The sequence below is a fragment of the Aquabacterium sp. genome, from assembly GCF_049317225.1.
In the GTDB taxonomy this organism is placed as follows: domain Bacteria; phylum Pseudomonadota; class Gammaproteobacteria; order Burkholderiales; family Burkholderiaceae_C; genus Aquabacterium.
In genome coordinates, this window is sequence record NZ_JBMOIR010000007.1 from 84,846 (window position 1) to 101,993 (window position 17,148).

At 62.7% G+C, this 17,148-nt stretch carries 16 protein-coding genes; 12 read left to right on the forward strand and 4 right to left on the reverse strand.

The genetic code is table 11. The features are described from left to right. Positions 1–17 precede the first annotated feature (17 nt). From ACOYNB_RS07110 to nadC, 5 genes are read left to right on the forward strand one after another with little or no spacing between them, the layout of a single operon-like run. Positions 18–1,049: a glycosyltransferase family 2 protein gene (locus ACOYNB_RS07110; protein WP_422838416.1), complete on the forward strand. Its 1,032-nt coding sequence runs from the start codon at positions 18–20 to the stop codon at positions 1,047–1,049. Between the two features lie 20 nt (positions 1,050–1,069). Further along, positions 1,070–2,671: an ArnT family glycosyltransferase gene (locus ACOYNB_RS07115; protein ID WP_422838417.1), complete on the forward strand. Its 1,602-nt coding sequence runs from the start codon at positions 1,070–1,072 to the stop codon at positions 2,669–2,671. A gap of 5 nt (positions 2,672–2,676) precedes the next feature. Beyond that, the gene (locus ACOYNB_RS07120; protein WP_422838418.1) at positions 2,677–3,477 is read left to right on the forward strand and encodes a phosphatase PAP2 family protein; all 801 of its coding nucleotides are present in this window, start codon (positions 2,677–2,679) and stop codon (positions 3,475–3,477) included. Further along, positions 3,474–4,595 carry a quinolinate synthase NadA gene (nadA, locus tag ACOYNB_RS07125; protein WP_422838419.1) on the forward strand — a complete coding sequence of 374 codons (1,122 nt, stop codon included), beginning with the start codon at positions 3,474–3,476 and terminating at the stop codon, positions 4,593–4,595. The genes ACOYNB_RS07120 and nadA overlap by 4 nt, the downstream gene beginning before the upstream one ends. Before the next feature lie 37 nt (positions 4,596–4,632). Continuing rightward, positions 4,633–5,541, forward strand: a complete 909-nt coding sequence (gene nadC / locus ACOYNB_RS07130) for a carboxylating nicotinate-nucleotide diphosphorylase (protein ID WP_422838420.1) — start codon at positions 4,633–4,635, stop codon at positions 5,539–5,541. Between the two features lie 21 nt (positions 5,542–5,562). Here the strand turns inward: nadC and ACOYNB_RS07135 are convergent, their stop codons facing one another. Then, a complete protein-coding gene (locus tag ACOYNB_RS07135; protein ID WP_422838421.1) occupies positions 5,563–5,700 on the reverse strand; it encodes a hypothetical protein in 138 nt (45 codons plus the stop codon). Here ACOYNB_RS07135 and ACOYNB_RS07140 point away from each other — a divergent pair. From ACOYNB_RS07140 to ACOYNB_RS07150, 3 genes are all read left to right on the forward strand, one after another. Further along, entirely contained in the window at positions 5,699–7,549 is a 1,851-nt protein-coding gene (locus tag ACOYNB_RS07140) for a putative nucleotidyltransferase substrate binding domain-containing protein (protein WP_422838422.1), read from the forward strand. The genes ACOYNB_RS07135 and ACOYNB_RS07140 overlap by 2 nt on opposite strands. 13 nt (positions 7,550–7,562) lie before the next feature. Continuing rightward, entirely contained in the window at positions 7,563–8,228 is a 666-nt protein-coding gene (locus ACOYNB_RS07145; RefSeq protein WP_422838423.1) for a 3'-5' exonuclease, read from the forward strand. Positions 8,229–8,324: 96 nt separating this feature from the next. Then, complete coding sequence (locus tag ACOYNB_RS07150; RefSeq protein WP_374257731.1) at positions 8,325–8,609, forward strand: late competence development ComFB family protein; 285 nt, start codon at positions 8,325–8,327, stop codon at positions 8,607–8,609. A gap of 20 nt (positions 8,610–8,629) precedes the next feature. Here ACOYNB_RS07150 and nadB read toward each other — a convergent pair whose 3' ends face one another. Together nadB and ACOYNB_RS07160 are read right to left on the reverse strand one after the other, a co-directional pair. Further along, positions 8,630–10,264, reverse strand: a complete 1,635-nt coding sequence (gene nadB / locus ACOYNB_RS07155; RefSeq protein ID WP_422838424.1) for an L-aspartate oxidase — start codon at positions 10,262–10,264, stop codon at positions 8,630–8,632. A gap of 71 nt (positions 10,265–10,335) precedes the next feature. After that, entirely contained in the window at positions 10,336–11,892 is a 1,557-nt protein-coding gene (locus tag ACOYNB_RS07160) for an ArnT family glycosyltransferase (RefSeq protein WP_422838425.1), read from the reverse strand. Positions 11,893–12,024: 132 nt separating this feature from the next. Between ACOYNB_RS07160 and ypfJ the strand changes: the two genes are divergently transcribed. Together ypfJ and ACOYNB_RS07170 are read left to right on the forward strand one after the other, a co-directional pair. Beyond that, the gene (gene ypfJ / locus ACOYNB_RS07165; protein WP_422838426.1) at positions 12,025–12,909 is read left to right on the forward strand and encodes a KPN_02809 family neutral zinc metallopeptidase; all 885 of its coding nucleotides are present in this window, start codon (positions 12,025–12,027) and stop codon (positions 12,907–12,909) included. A 33-nt stretch (positions 12,910–12,942) separates the two neighbouring features. After that, positions 12,943–13,920, forward strand: a complete 978-nt coding sequence (locus ACOYNB_RS07170) for an NADPH:quinone oxidoreductase family protein (protein ID WP_422838427.1) — start codon at positions 12,943–12,945, stop codon at positions 13,918–13,920. Here ACOYNB_RS07170 and queG read toward each other — a convergent pair. Then, positions 13,910–14,980, reverse strand: a complete 1,071-nt coding sequence (gene queG, locus ACOYNB_RS07175; RefSeq protein WP_422838454.1) for a tRNA epoxyqueuosine(34) reductase QueG — start codon at positions 14,978–14,980, stop codon at positions 13,910–13,912. The two genes, ACOYNB_RS07170 and queG, sit on opposite strands and share 11 nt — an antisense overlap. A 57-nt stretch (positions 14,981–15,037) precedes the next feature. Between queG and tsaE the strand changes: the two genes are divergently transcribed. After that, positions 15,038–15,559 carry a tRNA (adenosine(37)-N6)-threonylcarbamoyltransferase complex ATPase subunit type 1 TsaE gene (gene tsaE / locus ACOYNB_RS07180; protein ID WP_422838428.1) on the forward strand — a complete coding sequence of 174 codons (522 nt, stop codon included), beginning with the start codon at positions 15,038–15,040 and terminating at the stop codon, positions 15,557–15,559. Further along, complete coding sequence (locus ACOYNB_RS07185) at positions 15,556–17,109, forward strand: N-acetylmuramoyl-L-alanine amidase (protein ID WP_422838429.1); 1,554 nt, start codon at positions 15,556–15,558, stop codon at positions 17,107–17,109. The genes tsaE and ACOYNB_RS07185 overlap by 4 nt, the downstream gene beginning before the upstream one ends. The last annotated feature ends 39 nt before the right edge of the window (positions 17,110–17,148 follow it).

A 17,148-nucleotide genomic window follows, 5' to 3' on the forward strand; every position in this document is an offset into this window, starting at 1 on the left:
TCCAAGAAAGTGAAGTCATGACTGCTCCCTCCACGGCCACCGCAGCCTTCCTCGCCGATGTCCCGACCCACCGCCTGTCGATCGTGGTGCCGATGTACAACGAGGTCGAGAACGTCGAGCCTTTCGTGACCGCAGTGCATGACGCTCTGAAGGACTACCCCTTCGAGTGGGAACTGCTGATCGCCAACGACGGCAGCCGCGACGGCACCCGTGAGGCCCTGGACGAGCAAGCCCGCCTGCGTGGCCCCCATGTGCGCCCCATCCACCTGTGGCGCAACTTCCGCCAGACGGCGGCCATGCAAGCCGGCATCGATGCCGCACGCGGTGACGTGATCGTCACCCTCGATGGTGACCTGCAAAACGACCCCAAGGACATTCCCAAGCTGGTGGCACGCCTGCTCAAGGAAGACCTGGATCTGGTCGCCGGCTGGCGTCAGAACCGCCAGGATGGCCTGTGGCTGCGCAAGGTGCCCTCCAAGATTGCCAACCGCATCATTCGCAAGATCACCCAACTGGAATTCAAGGACCTGGGCTGCAGCTTGAAGGCCTACCGTGCCAGCGTGCTCAAACGCGTGAGCCTGTACGGTGAGATGCACCGTTTCATCCCTGCGTGGATGGCCACTGTGACCTCCCCGGCCCGCATGGCCGAAGAGCCCGTGAGCCACCATGCCCGCACCCGGGGTGAATCCAAGTACGGCATCTCGCGCACCTTGCGCGTGATCCTTGACCTGTTGGCCGTCAACTTCTTCCTGCGGTTCTCGGGTCGTCCGGGCCACTTCTTTGGCGGTGTGGGCCTGGGCGTGAGCCTCATTGGCGGCCTGATCCTGACGTACCTGGCCGCCCTGAAACTGGCGGGGCAGAACATCGGTGGACGCCCTCTGCTGTGGCTGGGCTTCTTCTGCGTGCTGGGCGGTCTGCAATTCCTGACCACTGGCGTGATCGCTGAACTGCTGATCCGCATTTATTACAACCGCGGCGACATCGCGCCGTACCACACAGACAAGCCGGCCGATCTGGCCTCTGACGCGGCCTGGCACCGCCAGGCCTGAGCCTGTCTGACGACTTGCCCATGACGACTCCAACCACCACCTCCAAAACCACCACCGCGCCCCATTGGCCCGGTGTGGGAGGCGCATCCATGTGGATGCTGCTGGCTTTTGTCGGCGCGCTGTTTGCTTACCGCCTGTGGCTGGTGCCGCACAGCGGCATCTCGCTCTTCTTTGACGAAGCCCAGTACTGGGACTGGTCCGAGCATCTGGCCTGGGGCTACTTCTCCAAGCCGCCGCTGATTGCCGGCCTCATCTGGCTGAGCACCCACTTGTTTGGCGACAGCGTGCTGGGCGTCAAAGCCGTGGTGATGGCGCTCTACCCCATCACCGCCCTGAGCATGGTGGGGCTGGCCCGCGCCCTGTGGCCCACCGAAGGCGGCGTGCGCACAGGCATGGTGGCCGCAGCCCTGTTTGCCACGATCCCCACCGTGGCCCTGATGGGCCTGTTTGCCAGCACCGACGCGCCGCTCATCCTGTGCTGGACGCTGGCGTCGTGGGCCCTGTGGCGCGCACAAGCCACCGACCAGTTGCGCTACTGGGTGGCCTTGGGCGTGGTGTGTGGCATCGGCTTGTTGGGCAAGTACACCATGGCGGCCTTTGCCTTGACCGCCCTGTGGACCCTTTGGGGTGTACCCGGCCCACGTCGCGGCATCTTGCGCGCCGGTCCTTGGGTGGCCATCGTGATGGCCGCGCTGATGCTGTCGCCCAACCTCATCTGGAATGCCCACAACGGCTTCCCCACCCTGCATCACACGGCCGAGTTGACCACGTCGTCCAATCGTGGTGGCGGCGTTGTGCCCACCCTGGTGTTTCTGGCCGGGCAAGCCTTGATGTTGGGCCCGGTGGCCGTGCTGGCAGGGCTGTGGTTGCTGCGCCGCTCAGCGAATGACAACGTTGCAGGTACCGCGCCTGCCAAAGCCGGCTACCACTTCCTGTGGGCCATGAGTTTGCCGCTGCAAGCCATTGCCGTGGTGCAAGCGTTTCACGCCGATGCGCACGTCAACTGGGCCGCGCCATCCATGGTCGGCTTCTGCCTGCTGATTGCCTCCCGTCTGAGCCGCCCTGAGCTGCCGTTGTCAGCCAGCCGCTCCCGTGGCTGGCTGATCGCCGCACTGGCCAGCAACATTGTTCTGACCTCGGCGGTGCTGCAAGCTCGCGACATCGCCGGCCCTAGCCTGCCGTCTCGCCTGGATGCCATGGTGCGCATGCGCGGCTGGCATGAGGTGTTCACCCAACTGGCCCCGGCCATTGAACAGGCCGACACCCAAGGGCTACCGGTGCTCACCGAATCTCGTTTGTTGATCACCCATGCCGCCTACAACTGGCGTCAGCATGGTGTTCAAACTGTGATCTGGAACCCCCAACGCACGGTCAACAACCACTACGAGCTGACACGCAGCCTGCCCAACCAAGCCGGCGCGGATGTTGTGCTGGTGACCGAATCGAGCAACCCAGCGGGCATTGCGCAGCGCTTTGTCTCCAGCACCCTGTTGCGCTCGGCCAAGGTGGCGGTGGGTCCTGACCGGTTCATTGAACTGCATGCTTTTGTGCTGCGGGGCTTCAAGGGCTATGACACGACCGCCAACGGGGCGCAGCCCGGCCACCACGGCAACGAGGACTGAACGCCATGCCCATGCACGCGCCGCATGATCACGACGAGTTGGCCAGGCACGAAGAACACCACGAGCGACTGACCATGTTGCTGTGGGCCTTGTTCTTCTTCTCGCTGGCCATTTATGCCAAGTTCCCGGGGCTCGACTTGCTGGTCTCCGCGCACTACTACAGCCCCGAACTGGGCTTCTTCAACAAGAGCCATCCGGTGGTGATGGCCTTGTACGACTGGACGCCCTGGCTCGGTCGTGGTCTGGTGGTCGCCCTCGCCTTGCTCGCGCTGCAGGCACCGCGCATCAGCCGCTTGTTGGCTGCGCGGGGCCGCCAGGATCTGGCTGACAAGGTCCGAGGCCCCTGGCGCCATCTGGCCACGGTTTCGGTGTGCTGCGCCTTGCTCGGTCCCGGTCTGATCATTGAAGGCGTGTTCAAAAACACAGTGGGCCGTCCTCGGCCGGTGCAGGTCGAGCAATTCGGCGGCACCGACCACTATCAAGGTCCTTTCGCGATTGGCGCCACGCCAGACCGCAATCGATCGTTTGTCAGCAGTCACGCTGCGGCAGGCTTTGCCTTGATGAGTCTGGGCCTGACCTGTGGCCCCCTTTGGCGCCGCCGCTGGCTGCTGATCGGGATCGTCACCGGGGGCGTGGTCGGCCTGGGCCGCATCATGCAAGGCGGCCACTTCCTGAGTGACATCATCTTCGCGTTTTACGCAGTCTGGCTGTCCTGTGAGTTTGTGAGCTGGGTCGACAAAAAGCGTCTCCAGCGACTCGCCGCAGCACCGACTGCCCCCTCCTCTGCAGGAGACCACACACCATGAGTTCCACCCAAACCGTTTCCTACGATTACGACCTCCAGGATGCCAGTGGCGCCACCTGCACCGCCCATGCCTGGGCCAAGGTGCCGGCACCGCTGGCCGCTGACGAAAAGACACGCGTCAAGGACCGCATCAAGGCGCTGCTGAAAGCGCGCAACGCGGTGCTCGTGGCTCACTACTACGTGGACGGCGACCTGCAGGACCTGGCCATGGAAACCGGCGGCTGCGTGTCGGATTCGCTGGAGATGGCCCGCTTTGGCCGCGACCACAGCGCCCAGACCCTGATCGTGGCGGGCGTGAAGTTCATGGGCGAATCGGCCAAGATCCTCAGCCCCGAAAAGCGCGTGCTGATGCCCGATCTGGATGCCACCTGTTCGCTGGACCTGGGCTGCCCGGCCGACGACTTCATCCAGTTCTGTGACGCGCACCCTGACCGCAAGGTCGTGGTCTACGCCAACACCAGCGCTGCCGTGAAGGCCCGTGCCGACTGGATGGTGACCAGTTCGTGCGCGCTGTCCATCGTCAACCACCTCAAAGCGCAAGGCGAAAAGATCTTGTGGGCGCCCGATCGCCACCTGGGCCGCTACATCCAGCGCGAAACCGGTGCTGACATGCTCATGTGGAACGGTGCCTGCATCGTGCACGATGAGTTCAAGGGCCTGGAGTTGGACCTGCTCAAGAAGGATCACCCCAAGGCATTGGTGCTGGTGCACCCCGAGTCACCAGAAAGCGTCGTGGCCCAAGCCGATGTGGTAGGGTCCACCTCGCAACTGCTCAAGGCCGTAGTCGAGTCCGATGCGCCCGAGTTCATCGTGGCCACCGACAACGGCATCCTGCACCGCATGCGCCAGATGGCACCCAACAAAGTGTTGATCGAGGCCCCCACGGCCGGCAACAGCGCCACCTGCAAGAGCTGCGCGCACTGCCCCTGGATGGCCATGAACGGCCTGCAAGGCGTGCTCGACTGCCTGGAACAAGGCGTGGGCGAGATCACTGTGGACGAAGCCACCCGCGTGAAGGCACACGGCTGCATCGACCGCATGCTGAACTTCGTAGCCCAAAATCCGGCCGCCATCACCAAGCCGGCACAAGGCTTTGTTCCCAACATTGGCGCGGCTTGAGCGCGGTCCGTTTCACTGCATTGTCGAAAGTCTTGTCATGTTTGATCACAACGAAACCCTGCAAGAAGCCCGCGACCGTAACGTGCGGGACGCCCTGTTTGAAGACGTTGGCGTGTGCGACTGGACCGCGCAACTGGTTCCGGCCAACCAGCGCGTCAAAGCCCGCCTGATCGTGCGCGAAGAAGCGGTGCTGTGTGGCCGCGACTGGTTTGAAGCCTGCCTGCGCCAGCTCGATTCACAGGCACGCATCACCTGGGCTTACGAAGAAGGCGCCCTGATGGCTCCCAACACCGAGGTGTGCGCCATCGAGGCCGATGGCCGTGCCATGCTGACGGCAGAGCGCCCCGGCATCAACTTCCTGCAAACCCTGTCTGCGGTCTCCACCCTGACACACCGCCACATGCAGGCGATCGAAGGCGCCTCGCCCAACCCACGCGGTTGTGTGGTGCTGGACACCCGCAAGACCCTGCCCGGTCTGCGTCTGGCCCAGAAGTACGCCGTGCGCGTCGGTGGCGGCGCCAACCAGCGCCTGGCCCTGTACGACGGCATCCTGATCAAGGAAAACCACATTGCTGCGGCCGGCAGCGTGACGGCCGCGGTCAAGAATGCCCAGGCCCTGGTGGCCGCACAGCCTTCGCCCCAACGCGAGCAGATCACCATTCAGGTCGAAGTAGAAAACCTGGACGAACTGCGCGAGGCCCTGGCTGCCGGCGCCCTGAGTGTCCTGCTGGACAACTTCGACTACGACATGATGCGTGCGGCCGTGGCCATCAACAAAGAGATGGCGCAAGGCGAAGCGCTGCTGGAAGTTTCCGGCGGCGTGACCCTCGACCAATTGCGCGACATCGCTGCCACCGGCGTGGACCGCATCTCGATCGGCAAACTGACCAAAGACGTCAAGGCCGTCGACTTCTCGCTGCGCGTGCTGGAGCGCATCGGCGGCTGAAGCCGTCTTTCTTCGCACACATCAAGCCTGACCGGGTAGTTTCCATAGGTTGCGGGATGCAGCCAGGGTGTTCAAGGGCAGCGCGCCCTTGATCTGCCGCACACCCTGTGTGCGGCACCCGCTACTCAAGCTCAGGCGAAACGCATAGAGTGAAGGCATGCCAAGTGCCTTCAACTTCAATGCCTCCCCCTTTGATTGTTTGAACGTCTCCGAGCGTCAGCTGGTGCGTGACAGCGTCGACGTGGCCTACTTTCCGCAGGGCGCCGCGATTCTGGACACGGACACACAGCCGACCCACCTGTTCATCGTCATCAAGGGTTACGTCCAGCAGATCGAAGACGATGAAGTCGTGGCCACTTTCGGCCCCGATGACAGCTTTGATGGCCGCGGGCTGGTCACCGGCAAGGTGGCCGACCGCTTTGTGGCGGCGGAAGAAGTGGTGGCCTATCAGCTGGCCAAGGACACCGTCACCAACCTGATCCACACCAACGCCACCTTTGGCGCCCTGCTCTTCTCGGACCTGTCCAACAAGCTCAATGCACTGTCCAAGCGACACAACGAGCACGAACTCCAGTCCCTGACCATGGCCGAAGTGCATCAGGCCTTCATGCGACCGGTTCATGTGGTGGATGCCGGGTCGGATGTGGTGACCGTGGTGCGGCAAATGGCCAAGCAAAACCTGGATGCCGTGCTGGTGGAAGACCATGCCAGCACCCCGTTGCGGATGGGCTTGTTCAGCAACAGCGGGCTGCAAGGCGCCATCTTGAGTGGAACACCGCTCGACCAGCTACCCATCCGCGAACTGGCCAGCTTCCCGCTGATCACGGTGTCGCCCAAGGCCCATGTGTTCGACGCCCTGACCGCCATGATCCGCCACAAGGTGCGGCGACTGGTGGTGGTCGATGGCGAATCCACCGAGCCCCGCATCCTTGGGCTGCTGGAGCAGCTCGATCTGCTGAGCTTTCTGTCCAACCACTCGCACCTGATCTCGCTGCAAATTGCCGAGGCCCAGGACCTGACAGCGCTCAAAAAGGCCGCCGAGCAAATCACGCGCCTGATCACCCTGCTGCACCGCGGTGGCACGCGCGTGGCGCAGATCGCCCGGCTGGTGCAAGAACTGAACGCACGCTTGTTTGAGCGCACCTGGCAATTGATTGCGCCGGCCGAGCTGCAAGCCAACAGCTGCCTGTTCGTGATGGGCAGCGAAGGCCGGGGCGAACAGCTGCTCAAAACCGATCAGGACAATGGTTTGGTCTGGCGCAACGGCTACCAGCCTCCGGATGACCTGGCCGACATCTGCGCGCGCTTCTCGAACGCCTTGATGGACTTTGGGTACCCGGAATGCCCTGGCCAGATCATGATCAACAACCCGCTGTGGCGGCACGATGAAGACGGTTTCGTCCACATGATCAAGGCGTGGCTCATGATGCCCGATGCAGACACCTTGATCTCGCTGGCGGTGTTCATGGACTCCCACCCTGTGGCCGGGGATACGTCCTTGCTGGACAACATCCGCGAGGCCATCCAGAATGCAATCGCCAATCAGGTGGCCGGCAACGATGCGGTCCTGGCCCGTTTTGCCTCGGCCATGGACGCGTTCAACACCTCACGCGGTTGGTGGAATCGGCTGCTGCACCTCAACAATCAAGATCCCAAACGCCTCAACCTCAAGAAAGCGGGCTTGTTCCCGCTGGTTCACGGCGTGCGCAGCATGGCGCTGGCTTCACAGATTCAAGCGGTGGGTACGGTCGATCGCATTGATGCCCTCATTGCCGCCGGCAAGCTCTCTGCAGAAATGGGCAATGAACTGAAAGACTGCCTGCACCTGTTCATGAGCTTGAAGTTGTCAGCCGGGCTGCACGAACTGGAGGCAGGCCGAGAAGCGTCCTCGCACATTTTTCCCGATCGGCTGAGCCCCCTGGATCGCGATCTGCTCAAAGATGCACTGGGCGTCATCAAGCAGTTCAAGAGCGTCCTGCGCCACCAGTTCCACCTGGAAGCCATGTGAGGGGCGTCTCCGCATGAAAGACCCTTTGCAGCCACTCCCACCTGTTCAGATCTGGCACGGCTTGAAGCGTGCCTGGATGCTCTCGCGCCTGAAGGACAAGCGCTATCGCTACATGTGGGCCTCGCCCCCTGACGACGAGTGGGTCTCGCTCGACTGCGAAACCACCGGGCTGGATGTGAATCTGGACGAGATCATCACCATCGGGGCCGTCCGGATTCGCGGCAACACCGTCATGACCAGCGAACGGCTGGAATTGACCGTCAAACCTGAGCGACGCAAGCTCACGGCAGAGAGCGTCAAGGTTCATCGGCTACGCCAGCAAGACGTCGCGCAAGGCATGCCGATTGAAGAGGCATTGAAGCAGCTGATGTCTTTCATCGGCAGCCGTCCGCTGGTCGGCTACTACCTGGAGTTCGATCTGGCCATGATCAATCGGGCACTGGTGCCCTTGATTGGTGTGAAACTACCTCAGCCCAAGATTGAGGTATCCGGGCTGTACTACGACTACAAGTTCCAGCAGCTGCCTCACCACCAGCAAGGTCTCACGCACATCGACCTGCGTTTTGCATCGCTGATGAAAGACTTGGATTTACCTCAACGCGAGGCGCACGACGCCGTGAACGATGCCGTGATGGCGGCTTTGGCTTTCATCAAACTGCGTCAATTGACACATCGTTAAGCGAGCTGACTGCGCGGATCGCGTGGTTTTAAGGGCAATCGCGCACACAATGTCCGCTGACAGCCCAACAACTCGACTTCGCAGTGAGGACTCGCCATGTCGATCGATTTCACCAACATCCAGAACTACTACGAGCCCTTGGTCGTTCATGCCGTTATTGAAGCCCAGGGGAAATATCCCTCGCTCAACCCCGAGCATTTGCCGGATGTGGTCTGCGTGGCGCTGAATCGACTGCCACCCCGCTACATCCGTCACCAGGTTGACTTGGCCTTCCACATGACCGATCAGGAGCATCAAGACAACGAGCGACTGATCCGCGAATCCATCGCCTACGCCTTCGAGTTCGTTCAAAGCCGGCATGCCATGCGCACACGGCGCTGAAACCACCCGCGGGGTTTAACTCAAGGCAACCAGGCGTCTTTCTTCTTCGCCTTCTTGCACAGGATCGTCGGGAAGCTGACAGGCAAGGTCCGTGGGTAATCGCGACTGAAATGCAGGCCACGGCTTTCCTGGCGTGACAGGGCCGAACGCACGATCAACTCTGCGCAATCGACCAGATTGCGCAATTCCAGCAGGTCACGCGTCACCCGGAAGGCCGCGTAGTAGTCGTCGATTTCACTGCGCAGCAACTTGATGCGGTGCAGCGCCCGCTCCAGCCGGCGTGTGGTGCGCACAATGCCCACGTAGTTCCACATCAGCAGGCGCAATTCGTCCCAGTTGTGAGCGATGACCACTTCTTCATCGGCATCCGAGACCTGGCTTTCATCCCAAGCGGGCACCTTGGGCAGCGCGGCCGGAATCTGCGCCGTGATGTCATCGGCACAGGTGCGCCCCAGCACCACACACTCCAGCAGAGAGTTACTGGCCAGACGGTTGGCGCCGTGCAAGCCGGTGTACGTGGTTTCGCCCACGGCATACAGGCCGGGCAAGTCGGTGCGGCCATGCAGGTCGGTCACCACGCCACCACATGTGTAGTGGGCTGCGGGCACCACGGGGATGGGCTGACGGGCGATGTCGATACCCAGAGACAGGCAACGCGCATGGATGGTGGGGAAGTGTTCCTTCAGGAAGTCTTCGCCCAGATGGGTCGCATCCAGCCACACATGGTCCAGACCGTGCTTCTTCATCTCGAAGTCAATGGCGCGGGCCACGATGTCACGCGGCGCCAGTTCGCAGCGCTCGTCATGGTCTTTCATGAAGCGGGTGCCATCCGGCAACTTCAGGTGTGCACCCTCGCCACGCAGCGCTTCGGTGATCAGGAAGCTGCGTTCTTGCGGGTGGTACAAGCAGGTGGGGTGGAACTGGATGAACTCCATGTTCGCCACACGGCAGCCTGCCCGCCAGGCCATGGCGATACCGTCCCCCGTCGAGGTGTCCGGGTTGCTGGTATAGCGGTACACCTTGCCCACGCCGCCAGACGCCAGCACCACCGCCGAAGCCGCCAGGGTTTCCACACGCTGAGACTCGATGTCCAGGGCATAGACGCCATGGCAACGCGGCAGCTCGTTCAATTCCGGCGCGCCCTTCTTGAGGTGCCGATGGGTGATCAGGTCCACCGCCATCCACTTTTCGCGCAACACGATGTTGGGGTGGCGCTTGACCTCATCGAGCAAAACGTCGTGAATGGCCTTACCCGTGGCATCGGCCGCGTGCGCAATGCGGCGCACGGCATGACCGCCTTCACGCGTCAGGTGCAGCCCCAGGGGGCCTTCCGGATCAGGTGAAAACGGCACGCCGCGTGCCACCAGCCATTCGACGGCCTCGGCGCTGTGACGTGCGATGAACTCGGCCGTCCGTTCGTCGACCAGACCGGCGCCGGCTTCCTGCGTGTCGCGAACATGGGACTCGATGCTGTCATCACTGCCCAACACCCCGACGATGCCGCCTTGGGCCCAAGCTGTAGCGGCTTCTTCCAGATGCCGCTTGGCCAGGACGATGACTGGTTGCGTTTCTGCCAGATGCAAAGCCACGGTGAGGCCTGCCAGGCCTGCCCCAATGATCACAACAGGCAGCGTAGATTCCGATACACCAGACATAACAGTCGCAAATGGCCTCAGCTAGGGTCGAGGGCGCGATTTTACCGCTCCCCCCCAATGACGGGGTTCACTCAAGGGGTACAGCGCGCAGCACCGCAATACGCTTGGCAGAACGAGCAATGCCAAACCGGCAGCCACGATGGGAAAGCGTAGTACCGACGATTCACCTCGGCCATGACCTGTTCACGGTAGGCCTGGTAGTGAAAGTTCACCCCTTCCACCACGTAGAAGTTCACCCCGCTTTGCTGGAAGGTCAGCAAGCGGGTGCTATCAAAGTAGCCTTGGTACGACTCGGCAGAGATCGGGCGGGTGGCCATGACACGGATCGTGCGGCCTTCCAGCGCGCTGTAGTCCACGATCAGATCATCCTGCCGCGCATGGAAACTGCCCGGCCCCAGCACCGGCACGTGCTTGCCGGCCGCATAGCCAAAAATAGATGCCGACGAGTAGCCATTGGACGCCAGCACCACACCGGGGGCTTCGACCTGGCGCACCATGTCTTGCGCGCGTGCCGCTTCGACCAGTCGGTGGTAGTACTTGAGACCGTGCCACTGCTCCAGACTGGAAAACGCCATGCCAGCCGAGGCCAGCAGGTGCAAGGCCAGCCACACGGTCAGCCCCCGCTGCGCTGAACGCAATCCCGCAGCCGGTACGGCCAAAGCCAACAGCACGAACACAAACGGGTAAAAGCCCATGACCCAGTGCAGGCCGATTTCTTTCTTCAGCGACATCACGCCGAAGAGCAACAGGGGCACCACGGCCATGCATGCCAGCAGAACATGCCCTCGGACGGTTTGGCGCAAAGCCTGGCGATGACGCCAGCCCAACCACAGCAACACTGGGCTGATCAGGTACGCCATCATGACCAGATAGGTCACCACGGTGTCCCACGATGCCTGCGCCCCTTCATTGCGGTTGAACACATTGAACATGATGTTGGTCCAGCAGTGGTTGAGGTTCCACACCACATTGACGGCGACCGCCGGCAGCGACCACAGCACCATCCACACCAAGCCCAACCACCGCTGACGGGCCTTCAGCGCAAAGTAAACAACGTAAGCCACGCCCAGCAGCACGGCAAAGTACTTCGACAAAAAGGCCAGCCCCATGAACACGCCACTCAGCGCGTACAGCCGCCAGGCACGTTGACCAGCCAAGGCAGCCTGCTCGGCACGCACCATGGCCGCGGCCGACCAGGCGGCCCACAGAATCAAGGGGGAGTCGGTGGCGATGAGCGAATTCAGCCAGTTGACGGGTGCCAGCCAATACAAAAGCACGGCCCAAGCCGCACGGGTGCGGTCCACTGGCGACCAGGCCCACCAGATGGCCCCACCAACGCCCAGGGGCAACAGCACCGCCGGCATCCGCACAGCCCAGACGGCATCACCCAGCACGGCACGCGTGGCCGCCATCCACCAGGCCACCATGGGAGGATGGTCGTAGTAGCCGTAGTCCAGAAATCGGGACCACCAGTAAAACAGGGCCTCGTCACCGGTCAAGGGGATGGCAGCGGCCATCCACAGACGCCACCCCAGTGACGCCAATGCAACGACCCACAACCAGCGTGTGGGATCGGGCAGACGGTCGGCTGCAGAGGGTACCGACGAGGAAGCAGACAGGTTGACCATGTTGTCGTGAGAAGCTGAAACAGGACTTGCCCGCAACGCACAACAGGCAAACCGGAGATTTTAGGCGCGCGCTGCTAACATGCCCCGCAACGGGGCGACCTGTCACCCCCATCCTCTGAGGAAGGACGCGCGATGCGCTGGCAAGGCAACCGAGAAAGCGACAACGTTGAAGACATCCGCGACGGCAACGGTGGCAGTGGCGGCGGCTTGCCCATTGGCGGAGGGGGCCTGAGCATTGGTGGCGTGGCGGTCGCACTGGTGGCCAGCTACTTCCTGGGTGTGAACCCCCTCACCGTGCTCAACATGCTCGGTGGCGGGCAGTCTGCGCCCCATGCCACACAGTCCGCGCCGTCCGCACACCAGCCACCGGCCAATGACGAGCAAACCCGGTTCGTGCGCACCGTGCTGGCCGACACCGAAGATGTCTGGGGGCAGTTGTTTCAAAACGCGGGTTCGCAGTACCACAACCCGAAGCTGGTCTTGTTCCGGGGTGCGGTGGCCACCGCCTGTGGTCAGGGCCAGTCGGCCACCGGTCCGTTTTATTGCCCGGGAGACCAGAAGGTCTACATCGACCTAGACTTCTATGATGTGCTGAGAGACCGTCTGGGCGCCCCGGGTGACTTCGCACAAGCCTACGTGATCGCCCACGAGATCGGTCACCATGTGCAGAACCTCATGGGCACATCCGAAAAGATGGAAGCCATGCGGGGCCGCGTCAGCCAGGCGCAATACAACGCACTGAGCGTTCGGCTGGAACTCCAGGCCGACTGCTACGCCGGCGTATGGGCCTATCACGCCAATCAAAGCCGCCAGATCATTGAGGCTGGCGACGTGGATGAAGCCTTGAATGCGGCCGCGCAAATTGGCGACGACACGCTGCAGCGCAACGCTGGCAGGCACGTCTCGCCTGAAAGTTTCACGCACGGCAGCAGCCAGCAGCGTGTGACCTGGTTCAAGCGCGGCATGGACAGCGGGGACATCCGCCAATGCAATACTTTTGACAAAAACGCCCTGTGAGGCGTCCCCAACGAAGAACGGAGACATCACCCCATGCAAGCCTGGATTTGCAACGCCTTTGAGGGCCCTGACGCCCTGACCTGGGAAACCTCTGACTCGCCCGAGCCCGGCAAAGGCCAGGTTCGTGTGGCCATCAAGGCAGCCAGCCTCAACTTCCCGGATCTGCTGATCGTGCAAGGCAAGTACCAGGTCAAGCCACCCCTGCCTTTTGTGCCAGGCGCCGAGTTTGCCGGCGTGGTCGAGGCCGTGGGCGAAGGCGTCAAGCACCTGAGCGTGGGCAGCCATGTGGCTGGCTTTGCAGGCACGGGCGGCTTCGGCACCCACACCCTGTCCCCTGCTGCCTTGCTGATGCCCCTGCCACCGGCTTTCTCGTTTGAAGATGCATCGGCCTTCCTGTGCACCTACGGCACCACCTATCACGCCCTGATGGACCGCGCGGCCCTCAAGGCGGGTGAAACCGTGCTGGTGCTGGGCGCATCGGGTGGCGTGGGCACCGCAGCCATCCAGATCGCCAAAGCAGCCGGCGCACGCGTGATCGCCGCAGCCTCGTCAGATGAAAAATGTGCGCTGTGTCTGGAACTGGGCGCAGACGCCACCATCAACTACAGCACCCAGAACCTGCGCGACGAGCTGAAAACACTCACTGAAGGCAAGGGGCCGGACGTCATCTATGACCCCGTTGGGGGCGACATGACCGAGGCGGCATTCCGCTCGATCGCCTGGCGGGGTCGCTTGCTGGTGGTGGGCTTTGCCAATGGCCAGATCCCGGCCATCCCGCTGAACCTCGCCCTGCTCAAAGGGGCGTCCATCCTGGGGGTGTTCTGGGGTGAATTCGCCAAGCGCGAGCCGCAAAACAATGCAGCCTGCCTGATGCAACTGGCCGCTTGGTACATGGAAGGCAAGATCAAACCCGTCATCGAGCACAAGCTGCCCATGTCGCACCTGAAGGAAGCCTTCGCGCTGATGGGCACCCGTCAGGTTCGCGGCAAAGTGGTGCTGGTCAACGACTGATCTGCGCCAACGCCCATTGAACGTGTTCGGCCACCAGGGCGTGGTCGTCCCCGTTGAGCGGTGGCAGCGCCAGCCACTGCTGCAAGGCCTCCCGCATGGCCGCGTGTTCGCCCGCTCGCAATGCATTGCCCATGGCCACCGCCAGGTTGCGCTGCCAGCGTGCAAAGCCAATGCGACGAATGGGGCTGCCTTCGGTCAAACGCAAGAAGGTGGCTTCATCCCATCGCCACAGCCCCAGCAAGGTGGGCTGGTCCAGCGCGGGCCGCACATCAAAATCAGGCAGGCTGGCCCGCTGCGCAAACTTGTTCCACGGGCAAACCAGCTGGCAATCGTCACAGCCGTACACGTGATTGCCCATCAGCGGACGCAAGGCCAGGGGAATGGGCCCGGCGTGCTCAATCGTCAGGTACGAGATGCAACGCCGCGCGTCCACCTGCCGTTCACCAACGATGGCTTGCGTCGGGCACACCTCCATGCAGGCACGGCATGAGCCGCAGTGCACCGACTCGGGTTCTGTCACCGGCAACGGCACGTCGACGTAAATCTCACCCAGAAAGAAGGTGGACCCGGCTTCGCGGGACAGCAGCAAGGTGTGTTTGCCACGCCACCCCAAGCCACTGCGACTGGCCAACTCCACTTCCAGCACAGGGGCCGAGTCGGTGAAGACACGATGCCCGAACGGACCGATGGCGCCCGCCAGTTGGTCTGCCAGCTTTTGCAGGCGTGCGCGCAGCACCTTGTGATAGTCCCGCCCGCGGGCATACAAAGACACGGCGGCCACGTCAGGCTGCTTCAAACGATCAAACTCCATGGCTTGCCAGCCCGGTGGCACGCTGGCTGGCAGGTAATCCATGCGCGCCGTGATGACGCGCACGGTACCCGGCACCAGTTCGGCCGGTCGCGCGCGCTTCAGGCCGTGGCTGGCCATGTAATGCATCTCACCGTGGAAACCACGCGCCAACCAGGCGAGCAAACCGGGCTCAGCACTTGACAAGTCCACATGGGCTACGCCAATCTGAGAAAATCCCAATGTTGATGCCCATTGGCGCAATGCCCCCATGACCTGATCCGGGTCCAACGCGTGCCCGCCGGGGCTCGCCGGGGTCGACAATTCTTGATGACGCATGTGACGATCGTAGCAAGCCCGAACCCTTTGATCGAACGCCAGTTCAACTGGGCTGATGAAACAGCCTGCGCGGCCACGGCACAGTCCCTGGCTGCGGTTTTGCGTCCGCGCCTGCAAAGCGGTCAGACCGTCTTCATCGAATTGAACGGCACCTTGGGCGCGGGCAAGACCACTTTCACCCGTCATTTGCTGCGGGCTTTGGGCGTGCAAGGGCGCATCAAGAGTCCCAGTTATGCCGTGGTCGAGCCGCACGAACTGCCCGACCTCGCGGTTCATCATTTTGACTTCTACCGTTTCAATGACCCGCAGGAATGGGAAGACGCTGGCTTTCGCGATCTGTTCGCGGCCCCCGGCCTGAAGCTGGTGGAATGGCCAGACAAAGCGGCCGGGCTCTTGCCCCGCCCCGACCTTCGCCTGCACATTGAGCCTGCGTCCGAAACCGAGCGCCGTGTTAAGTTGCAGGCCGGTACACCGCTGGGTCAGACCCTGATGATGGAGGAGGCCGCACCATGAGCACACCTCAGAATCCGCATCAACGTCAGCGCCGCCAGCTGCTCAAGCACACCTTGGGCGGCACGCTGATTCTGGCACTCGGCCCTAAGGAGCTGGCCTGGGGGGCGCAGCTGCTGGCCGTGCGCGTCTGGCCCGCCAATGACTACACCCGCGTCACACTGGAATCGGACACGGCCCTCAATGCCACCTTCTTTGCGGTCGACAAGCCCAATCGACTGGTCATTGACATCGAAGGGCTGGAGTTGAGCCCCGCCTTGCGCGAGCTGGTTCGCAAGATCCGCTCGGATGACCCCTACATTGCTGGGGTGCGCGTGGGCCAGAACCGCCCAAGCGTGGCGCGACTGGTGCTTGACCTCAAGCAAGCCACCAAGCCCCAGGTCTTCGGCTTGCCGCCAGTTGCGGCCTACCAGCACCGGCTGGTGTTTGACCTGTACCCGTCGCTGGTGAGTGATCCCAAACTGGCCCTGCAATCGTCGGCGGCCTTGACCGAGCCCAGCACGTCCGCGTCGCAAGCGGCGGCTGTGGCAAGTCATGCGGGCAGCGGCAGCCCGGGTGCCTTCATGTCTGCCACACCGGTTCCAGTGAACAAGGCGGTGGCGGCCATCAAGCCCGCCCTGCCCTCCAGCAGTTCGTCCGAGCAGGCTGCCGAGGCCATGAACGACGCTTTGGGCGACTTCATTGGCGCCCTCAAGCGCCCGGCGCCGGGCAACGACAAGGCTGTCGCCAAGGCAACACCTCGTCCCAGTGACAAGGGTGGCGACAAAGGCGCCGACAAGCCGACGACCGATCGCGATGAGGACCGCACCACTGTTGCCGAAGGCAATCCGCGCGCCAGTGCGCAGCGGCTGGTCATCGTGGCGCTGGATGCGGGCCATGGCGGCGAGGACCCTGGCGCCATCGGCCCCAGCGGACTGTATGAAAAAGACGTGGTGCTGGCAGTGGCCCACAAGCTCAAAGCGCGCATCAATGCCATGCCGGGCATGCGTGCCATGTTGACGCGCGAATCCGATTACTTCGTCCCGCTGCATGAGCGGGTGAACAAGGCACGCCGGGTGGAGGCCGACCTCTTCGTCTCCATCCACGCCGATGCCTTCATGAACCCCGAGGCCCGGGGCGCATCGGTCTTTGCCCTGTCAGAGACGGGCGCAACCAGTGCCGCCGCACGCTGGATGGCCAAGAAGGAAAACGCTTCTGACCTGATCGGGGGCGTGAACGTGAAAGTCAAAGACGCTTCGGTGATGCGCGCCATGCTGGACATGTCGACCACCGCTCAGATCAAGGACAGCCTGAAGCTGGGCAGCGCGGTGCTAGGCCACCTCGGCAAGATTGGTCGGCTGCACAAGGGCCGCGTCGAACAGGCCGGCTTTGCGGTGCTCAAGGCGCCGGACATCCCGTCCATCCTGGTGGAAACCGGTTTCATCTCCAACCCGGAAGAAGAATCCAAGCTCAAGGACGACGGCTACCAAGGCCAATTGGCCGATGCATTGCTGTCAGGCATCCAGCGGTATTTCGAGAAGAACCCGCCGCTGGCGCGCAACCGCGCGCTGTGATGCAAAAAGGGCCTGCAGGCCCCTTTTTCAAACGCCACG

What these genes read in the sequence shown, in the direction of transcription:
- ACOYNB_RS07120 (WP_422838418.1), top strand. Translation starts at nt 2,677, where the DNA reads ATGCCCATGCACGCGCCGCATGATCACGACGAGTTGGCCAGGCACGAA.
- ACOYNB_RS07145 (WP_422838423.1), top strand. Translation starts at nt 7,563, where the DNA reads ATGAAAGACCCTTTGCAGCCACTCCCACCTGTTCAGATCTGGCACGGC.
- ACOYNB_RS07150 (WP_374257731.1), top strand. Translation starts at nt 8,325, where the DNA reads ATGTCGATCGATTTCACCAACATCCAGAACTACTACGAGCCCTTGGTC.
- nadB (WP_422838424.1), bottom strand. Translation starts at nt 10,264, where the DNA reads ATGTCTGGTGTATCGGAATCTACGCTGCCTGTTGTGATCATTGGGGCA.
- ypfJ (WP_422838426.1), top strand. Translation starts at nt 12,025, where the DNA reads ATGCGCTGGCAAGGCAACCGAGAAAGCGACAACGTTGAAGACATCCGC.
- queG (WP_422838454.1), bottom strand. Translation starts at nt 14,980, where the DNA reads ATGGGGGCATTGCGCCAATGGGCATCAACATTGGGATTTTCTCAGATT.
- ACOYNB_RS07160 (WP_422838425.1), bottom strand. Translation starts at nt 11,892, where the DNA reads ATGGTCAACCTGTCTGCTTCCTCGTCGGTACCCTCTGCAGCCGACCGT.
- ACOYNB_RS07185 (WP_422838429.1), top strand. Translation starts at nt 15,556, where the DNA reads ATGAGCACACCTCAGAATCCGCATCAACGTCAGCGCCGCCAGCTGCTC.
- ACOYNB_RS07170 (WP_422838427.1), top strand. Translation starts at nt 12,943, where the DNA reads ATGCAAGCCTGGATTTGCAACGCCTTTGAGGGCCCTGACGCCCTGACC.
- nadA (WP_422838419.1), top strand. Translation starts at nt 3,474, where the DNA reads ATGAGTTCCACCCAAACCGTTTCCTACGATTACGACCTCCAGGATGCC.
- nadC (WP_422838420.1), top strand. Translation starts at nt 4,633, where the DNA reads ATGTTTGATCACAACGAAACCCTGCAAGAAGCCCGCGACCGTAACGTG.
- ACOYNB_RS07115 (WP_422838417.1), top strand. Translation starts at nt 1,070, where the DNA reads ATGACGACTCCAACCACCACCTCCAAAACCACCACCGCGCCCCATTGG.
- tsaE (WP_422838428.1), top strand. Translation starts at nt 15,038, where the DNA reads ATGACGCATGTGACGATCGTAGCAAGCCCGAACCCTTTGATCGAACGC.
- ACOYNB_RS07140 (WP_422838422.1), top strand. Translation starts at nt 5,699, where the DNA reads ATGCCAAGTGCCTTCAACTTCAATGCCTCCCCCTTTGATTGTTTGAAC.
- ACOYNB_RS07110 (WP_422838416.1), top strand. Translation starts at nt 18, where the DNA reads ATGACTGCTCCCTCCACGGCCACCGCAGCCTTCCTCGCCGATGTCCCG.
- ACOYNB_RS07135 (WP_422838421.1), bottom strand. Translation starts at nt 5,700, where the DNA reads ATGCCTTCACTCTATGCGTTTCGCCTGAGCTTGAGTAGCGGGTGCCGC.